Source organism: Flavobacterium sp. (assembly GCF_043779715.1).
Taxonomy (GTDB): Bacteria; Bacteroidota; Bacteroidia; order Flavobacteriales; family Flavobacteriaceae; genus Flavobacterium.
This window is the reverse complement of sequence record NZ_JAYWDT010000203.1, coordinates 1-6,530: the sequence shown is the minus strand read 5'-3', so window position 1 is coordinate 6,530 and position 6,530 is coordinate 1. Positions and strand designations below refer to the sequence as shown.

General features: G+C 33.6%; 6 protein-coding genes. 1 reads left to right on the top strand and 5 read right to left on the bottom strand.

Going from position 1 to position 6,530, the window contains the following annotated elements; genetic code table 11:
• Nucleotides 1-36 precede the first annotated feature (36 nt).
• Entirely contained in the window at nucleotides 37-915 is an 879-nt protein-coding gene (locus ACH2BG_RS09785) for a hypothetical protein (protein WP_395047509.1), read from the top strand.
• A 60-nt stretch (nucleotides 916-975) separates the two neighbouring features.
• Here the strand turns inward: ACH2BG_RS09785 and ACH2BG_RS09780 are convergent, their stop codons facing one another.
• The 5 genes from ACH2BG_RS09780 to ACH2BG_RS09760 all read right to left on the bottom strand — a co-directional run bounded on the left by ACH2BG_RS09780 (nucleotide 976) and on the right by ACH2BG_RS09760 (nucleotide 6,302).
• Complete coding sequence (locus tag ACH2BG_RS09780; RefSeq protein ID WP_395047508.1) at nucleotides 976-1,350, bottom strand: hypothetical protein; 375 nt, start codon at nucleotides 1,348-1,350, stop codon at nucleotides 976-978.
• 24 nt (nucleotides 1,351-1,374) lie between these two features.
• Complete coding sequence (locus tag ACH2BG_RS09775; protein ID WP_395047507.1) at nucleotides 1,375-2,196, bottom strand: N-acetylmuramidase domain-containing protein; 822 nt, start codon at nucleotides 2,194-2,196, stop codon at nucleotides 1,375-1,377.
• A 10-nt stretch (nucleotides 2,197-2,206) separates the two neighbouring features.
• Nucleotides 2,207-2,746 carry a hypothetical protein gene (locus ACH2BG_RS09770; RefSeq protein WP_395047506.1) on the bottom strand — a complete coding sequence of 180 codons (540 nt, stop codon included), beginning with the start codon at nucleotides 2,744-2,746 and terminating at the stop codon, nucleotides 2,207-2,209.
• A gap of 18 nt (nucleotides 2,747-2,764) precedes the next feature.
• Nucleotides 2,765-4,693 carry a carboxypeptidase-like regulatory domain-containing protein gene (locus ACH2BG_RS09765; RefSeq protein WP_395047505.1) on the bottom strand — a complete coding sequence of 643 codons (1,929 nt, stop codon included), beginning with the start codon at nucleotides 4,691-4,693 and terminating at the stop codon, nucleotides 2,765-2,767.
• A gap of 70 nt (nucleotides 4,694-4,763) precedes the next feature.
• Nucleotides 4,764-6,302, bottom strand: a complete 1,539-nt coding sequence (locus ACH2BG_RS09760) for a hypothetical protein (RefSeq protein WP_395047504.1) — start codon at nucleotides 6,300-6,302, stop codon at nucleotides 4,764-4,766.
• Nucleotides 6,303-6,530 lie beyond the last annotated feature (228 nt).

The following is a 6,530-nucleotide window of genomic DNA, read 5'->3' as shown; positions in this document are numbered from 1 at the left end:
CAATGTCTTATTAACAAACCATTAAATAAATAAATTATGAAAAGTAAAATTTTATTATTCGGATTATTTTTAACGCTAATAACAATTGGTTGTTCTAAAGAAGATGAAAACGACAACTCGACAATAACTGCTGAAGAAGCTGGAATTAATGCAAAGATTGATGTCGAAAATGACGACGTATATAATATTGTTGAAAATCAGTATGATAACGTTGATTCTAATGCACTTTCTTACAAAAATTCAAATTCTGGAGAAAGTTTTTTATCCACTTGCGCTACAATAACTAGAGTTCCTGCTTTTGGCACAACTCCAACAGTTGGTCAAACGGTTACTAAAACTATCGATTTTGGAACTGGTTGTCAAATTAATAACGGAAATTTTCTTAGTGGAAAAATCATTATTTCTTTTGTTTACGATCCTAATGCAACTACACATACTGTAAATTGTACTTTCGATAATTTTAAACACAATACAAGAAGAATTGAAGGAACAAAAACATTTACAAGAACTATGACTGTTGCAACAGCCACTTCGCCAAGTCACCCAATTTGGGTTATGAATATGAATCTTACAATTACTTTGTCTGACGGAAGAATCGTAACCAGAGTTGGAACAAGAACAAGCGAAATTATTGCTGGATACAACACGCCAGCTAGCTGGACAGACAATGTGTATAGTGTTACTGGAAACTGGACTACAACTTTCCCTAATACAGTTTCACAAACTAGCACAATTACGAGCCCGATAATTGTAAAACTAGCTTGTATTCCTACTAACAGTTCTTTATCTAAAGGAGTAATAACATTTGTTAGAAATTCTCATACAGCAACATTAGACTATGGAAACGGAAGTTGTGATAATCTGGCAGTTTTTACAATAAATGGTACTTCATTTACTATCGTTTTAGGCAACTAAATAAAAAGTTTGATTCCTTATTATAACAATAAGCTGTTCGAAAATTTATTTTCGAACAGCTTATTGTATTAAGTATCTATTCCATGTTTGATCATTTAGTCTTTGTAAACCCGTTCCTAAATTTTGAGTCTCATGTTTTTGTTGAGAACCATCATCAAAAGTAAAAATTAAATATGTTTTAAAACCCTCATATGTAATTTTCCATAATCCAATATATTCTTCTTTATTTTGATATGGCAAAGAAAGCCCTCCTCCAGATACACTTCTAAAGGTATTTATAACATATCTAAAACTCATGTCCGAATATAAATATATGGCATGAGAAACCTCATCAAACCATCCTCCTCCAGAATAATCTCTGTCGCTATTTACCCTTTCAAACTTTAGTACTTTATCAGATAAAGTATTAACCATATTACTAACTATATAATCCATAATTATAAAATCTTGGTTTAATTATTATAAATATTTCTTGTATGCATTTTCTAGTTTTACATCATACTTATTAGATTTGTAACCTTCTCCATTATACAAGCGAGCAAACTCAGCCCATTGCTTATTTTGAAGATACGAAATCAAGTGATTTACTTTTAAAAACTGTCCAAAAGCGTACAAATGCTCTTTTTCATTTATATACATTTTTTGAACAAAGTTATCTACACTACCATATCCCAGTGAGATTGCGTGATAACCCATGATTTGAAACGAGCCCCAAGAAGCAGAAGACAAAGCGGCTTCTCTACAAGCAGAAGATCCTTCAACAGTCATAGCTTTTTCCATTCGAGAATATTCTGCATCACCACCTAAATAATAATCCTTTGTCCAAGAGTGAAACAAAACATCTTTTATGTTAGAGTTGTAATAGTCTTGAGGATTAATTCCTCTTTTTTGAAGTTCTTTCCAAAAGACATGTCCTTCAAATAAAATTTTTGGTTTACCGCTTAACAAAAAACCCTTACCACTACTTTCTACTTCATTAACGGCTTTTACAACGGCTAATTCTAAACCAAAATTATTAGCAAAATCAATCAAATCATTTTCTGATAAAAGCTGACTATTGTAACTTAAAAATTGATTGTTGAGTTCGAAAAGTTTAGACCAAGATTTGATTCCAATAATACCATCTACAACCAAATTATTTTTCAATTGGAAATCTTTAGCAGCTATATCTACTTCTCTAGTAAATGAATCAGATACAATTAAATTATAACCTAATTTGTTTAGCATTTCACATAGTGCTCTAACTTCCGGAGCTTTGTTATTATATTGAATTGTTCTCATGCGTTAATTTTTAATTAATTTTTTCGTAGACTTTTTTAGAGTTCCCGTTAGAAAACATCAGGTGAGTATCTTCCAAGAAATAATTGGTCGTAGCTTCTTGTTTTGATATAGGATCCGTAAATGTGACTTGTGTATGGGAATCGTTTGTCTTCCATAATCCTTCTTGAGCATTGCCCTCTTCTTTATTTTCGAAGGTCATATCAGCATTTCCTGCGGCGGCGGTTCCAACCCAAGTGGTTACAATACCATTGGCTTTGAATTCCATAAAATCATCGGTGGTCATAGAAGCATAAAATTCACCGCTTCCGCTGGAGATGACTTCTGTATGTCTCCAAGTTCCTATCATTCGTTGGTCTCTATTCATTTTTTTTGCTTTTTGATTTGTTGAATTCGTTTCCTTTTGAGGTGTATCCGATTTAAATCCTTCTTGACTTATATTAGAATGGTTTTCAACTGCAGACGGTTCAATAGAAGGATTATTTCCCGATTCTTTTTTACAAGAGAAAAAGCAAATAGAAATCAACAACACTATGGAAATACTATTTTTCATGATGTCTTTTTTTATCGGTTAGATATAACTGCTATCTGGATTTGGATTTGGCAATTTTGGCAATTTTTTGCAAATCACTCCCATAACCTGAAAAGTCTCTGTTGGAATTGGTTCTATAGACAATAAAAGATCCAGTCTGGTATCGGCAACGACATCCATTTTTCTTTCCTGAGTGATAAATCCTGTCTTTTTAATTTTAACCTGATAACTTCCTTTGTCTATATTATCAATGCTAAAAGTTCCGTCTTCCAATGTTAATACTGATTGTGTTGCAGCATTCGCATTATTCATCAACTGAATTTCAACAACTGAAATGGGCTGATTTGTATTGTCGAAAATCTTACCTGTGATTGTAGCTGTTGTTGATACTGGCGGAGGAGGTGTTGCTGGAGTTGGTGTAATTGGTGTAATTGGAGTGAGAGGCATCATATGAATCATTGGACGCGTAATTATAGGACGAACTATTCTTATTGGAGTCGCCACAGGGGTTGCCACTGGAGCTGCTACGGGTCTAGCAATTGCCCTATCCGTAGTTACGATTGGCTTAGCAACACTTACAGCACTCATTTTACTTACCATCATAGGTCGTACTGATTTCAACTCAACTTGTTTCCTAATCATCATTTGAGGCTGATTGTTAATTACCTCCATCATTTTAAACTTGCTTCTTTCATCTATTTTTGTCCCAGGTGAATTTTGAACAGCCACTTTTGTGATTACAGATAACTCGTTTGTAGTTAACTGTTGCACTTTATAAGAGCTGATATTTTCATTCGCTAGATTAAGAGGAATTGTTTTCAATAATAATGATCCGAAAAACAATCTACTTCCGTTTTTCAATCTGTTTTTGATATCTTCATTTACCGCCGCATTAGGCGTAAAAACGAGTTCTATATTTTTCGATAAAATAATTTTAACTGGATAAGCAGGGATTTCACCTATCATAGTGTCATCGCCTTGAGAAACTTTCTGAGTATCGTCGGCATATTTCCAAAGTCTATTGTTGAGAATACTTTCATCAAACCAAGGTCGTTGAATATCAATAATAGAATATTCGAAAGCTATAGATTCTAATTCTGGCTCAAGATTACCGAATTCCAAAAGCACTTCGGATGGAATTTCCTGCGCAAAAGTTTGAGCCAATTGTGTAATTTCTTGTTTAGTAAGAGTGATTTTTTTCCAAATTGGTGATTGGTAATCACAAATAGAATTGGGAATACAGGTTGTAGATAAAAACTCGATTCCGTATTCATCCGTTAAAACGTTCGTTGCTAATTTTACATTTTTAGCATCCGTCCATTTTTCAACAAAATTACTTTTAGCAAGTATAATATTATCATAAGCTGATTTCGCAGATTCAACAGCGCTTTTGTAACCTTTAACCTGCCATTCAATTAAAAATTCTTTCTTTTGATTTGCCAAATTGGTAAAATCGATATTCCATTTTTCCAAGGCAGCGGTATCTGTTATATTAATTGTAGTTTTAAGCGCATTCAGATCTATTATCTTTTTCTCTATATCAGAGGCTTTAGGGATATACGTTTTGTATTTCACATACTTAGCCGAGTCATTTCCGTCAGCCTTAAAGAGAACGGCTTTTGCTTTATCTATTTTAGTGGTTTCGTCAGCAGTAAGAACATCTGGATCAATGATAAGGGCATTTTCCAGAATATTTCTGTAGGAATTGTACAATAGATTATCACTATCGATTGTCCATATATTAGGTTTTTTTAAAATTGAATTTGCTAAATACGAAAATTCAGATTGTTCTTTCAGGTACTTTTTTGCATCGGCACCAGTGACAATGTTATTTTTTAAAAAATAAAAATCATCATTTGATAATGTAAATGCAAACGGAGCAAAAGCAACATGATAGTCACTTTTATTTAGAACACTTTGAAAGAATTGGTTTTTTAATTTTTGAAGAATTGAAAATGAAGCATTCATGATTTTTATTTTTAAAAATTATAGAAAACTACCAGATGCTTTAAAAACATCCGGTAGTTGAAAAAATATTCTATACCCAAGATTTAATTGCTGGATCTGGATTTGGCGATTTTGGCAACAAATGACATTTAAAACCAATACACTGAAGTCCATCAACATAGATTCCTTGGCTGTCTTCATGATGATCTCTTGATCTTTCACTGCTTCCAGATCCATAACTACCACTAATAAAGAAAGGACCGTAACCTACCATTCCGCCACCACTAACTTTTGAATCAGCTGCATGAAGCGCAGTATTTGCATTTGCAAATTTTATTTTCAGATTTCTGATAAAAATCATGGTTGTTGGTATTGCAGGCATCATCGAATCTTTGCTTGGAGGACGTTTTCCATCTGATAAAAACTTGCTTTTGAAACCTTCATTTCCTTGTGCAAATCTCCATGTTTTAGAAGTTAAGAAGTTGCTTTTAAACCAAGGACGAATAATTGGCACCTGACAAATTTCAAATTCCATTTCAAAACTGCTAGAATCAAATTTAGCGTCATAATTCATTTTCTCTCCACTTGCTGAACCTCCAATGGTGAAGAATCCTAAACTTAATCCTCCTGCAGCTCCCCATTTCGACGTAGTCTTTTTAGAATAATAACTATTGTCTTTGTTGGTAAATGTAAAACGTGTCCATCCTTTTGATTTGGCAAAATTTGCTGGTGCTAAACCTGTATAATAGAAGTCTGATCCACTATCAATCCCAGTAATTCTTGCTTTTTCCAGCGCATCTTTATACTGAGCTTTTAATAATGATAAATCTCTCGCAGACATTTGGTCGATACGGGCAGCAATACCTTCAAACTCGTTTTTATATCCGTTATTTACCCAATCATTATAGGCAAATTTCACTTTAGATCTTAAAACACTGGCATTGATTGACCAGTTGTGTACTGATCTGGAAGTCGATGCTGTCAGCGCATCTATACGAGCTGTGTTGTACTCTAAAGCCGCTTCAATCCAGGCTTGCATTTTGTCGCTATATGCTTTGACCAAAGGACTTGGTTCCAACACTTTAACCATTTCTCCTGTAATCAAGTCTTCTTTTTCTCTTTCAACTTGTAACAATTGTCTGAATTTCTCGATTTTATCCTTCTCTGCTTTGGTAAGTTCTGTATTAGCAACTTGACTAAAACGTAGCGTTTCTTCATAAACGTCAGAAAGAGTTCCTTCGTCATTTTTAACGTTCATTCTTACTTTAGTATCGTTAATTCCTGAAGCATCAGGAACAACATCTACAAAACGAGCGAAATTTTCTGCAAGTGCATACATTTTTTTAGTATCCTTACCCATTGCATCTTCACGTTGCTCATCAGTTAATACTTCAGTGCTTTCTGTTCCATCTGCATTTTTTATCATTTTGGCTTTGTACACTCCTGTTAAACCTTGTGTTAAAAATTCAAAATCTTCTGGATCAAAAGGTGTTCCTGGTGTATTCCAAGCGAAAAAATTGTCTTCAGATTTTGGTACTGTTGTACCGTCCCCATTTGTAATTACATCGAATATCTTCCCCATCACATTATTCATGAGGTCTTGAGGAAGAACGTTTGCTGCTGTTGGCATAATCTTATATTTATTTGATTGTTTCCTACTCTATTAAGGCTTTTCGGATGACACCTAGTTTGTTTTGTTATTACTATTGACTAATAAGTTTTTCAATTTCATTTTTATAACCCAAAGTTATCCAGCTGTTTAGAGCAGCTTTAATTAAGGTGTCATACAATAAACTTGAAACACTTAATTCATGGATGGCGCTTGTATTTCCATCTTGCGCTTTTTCTTTTAAAACAT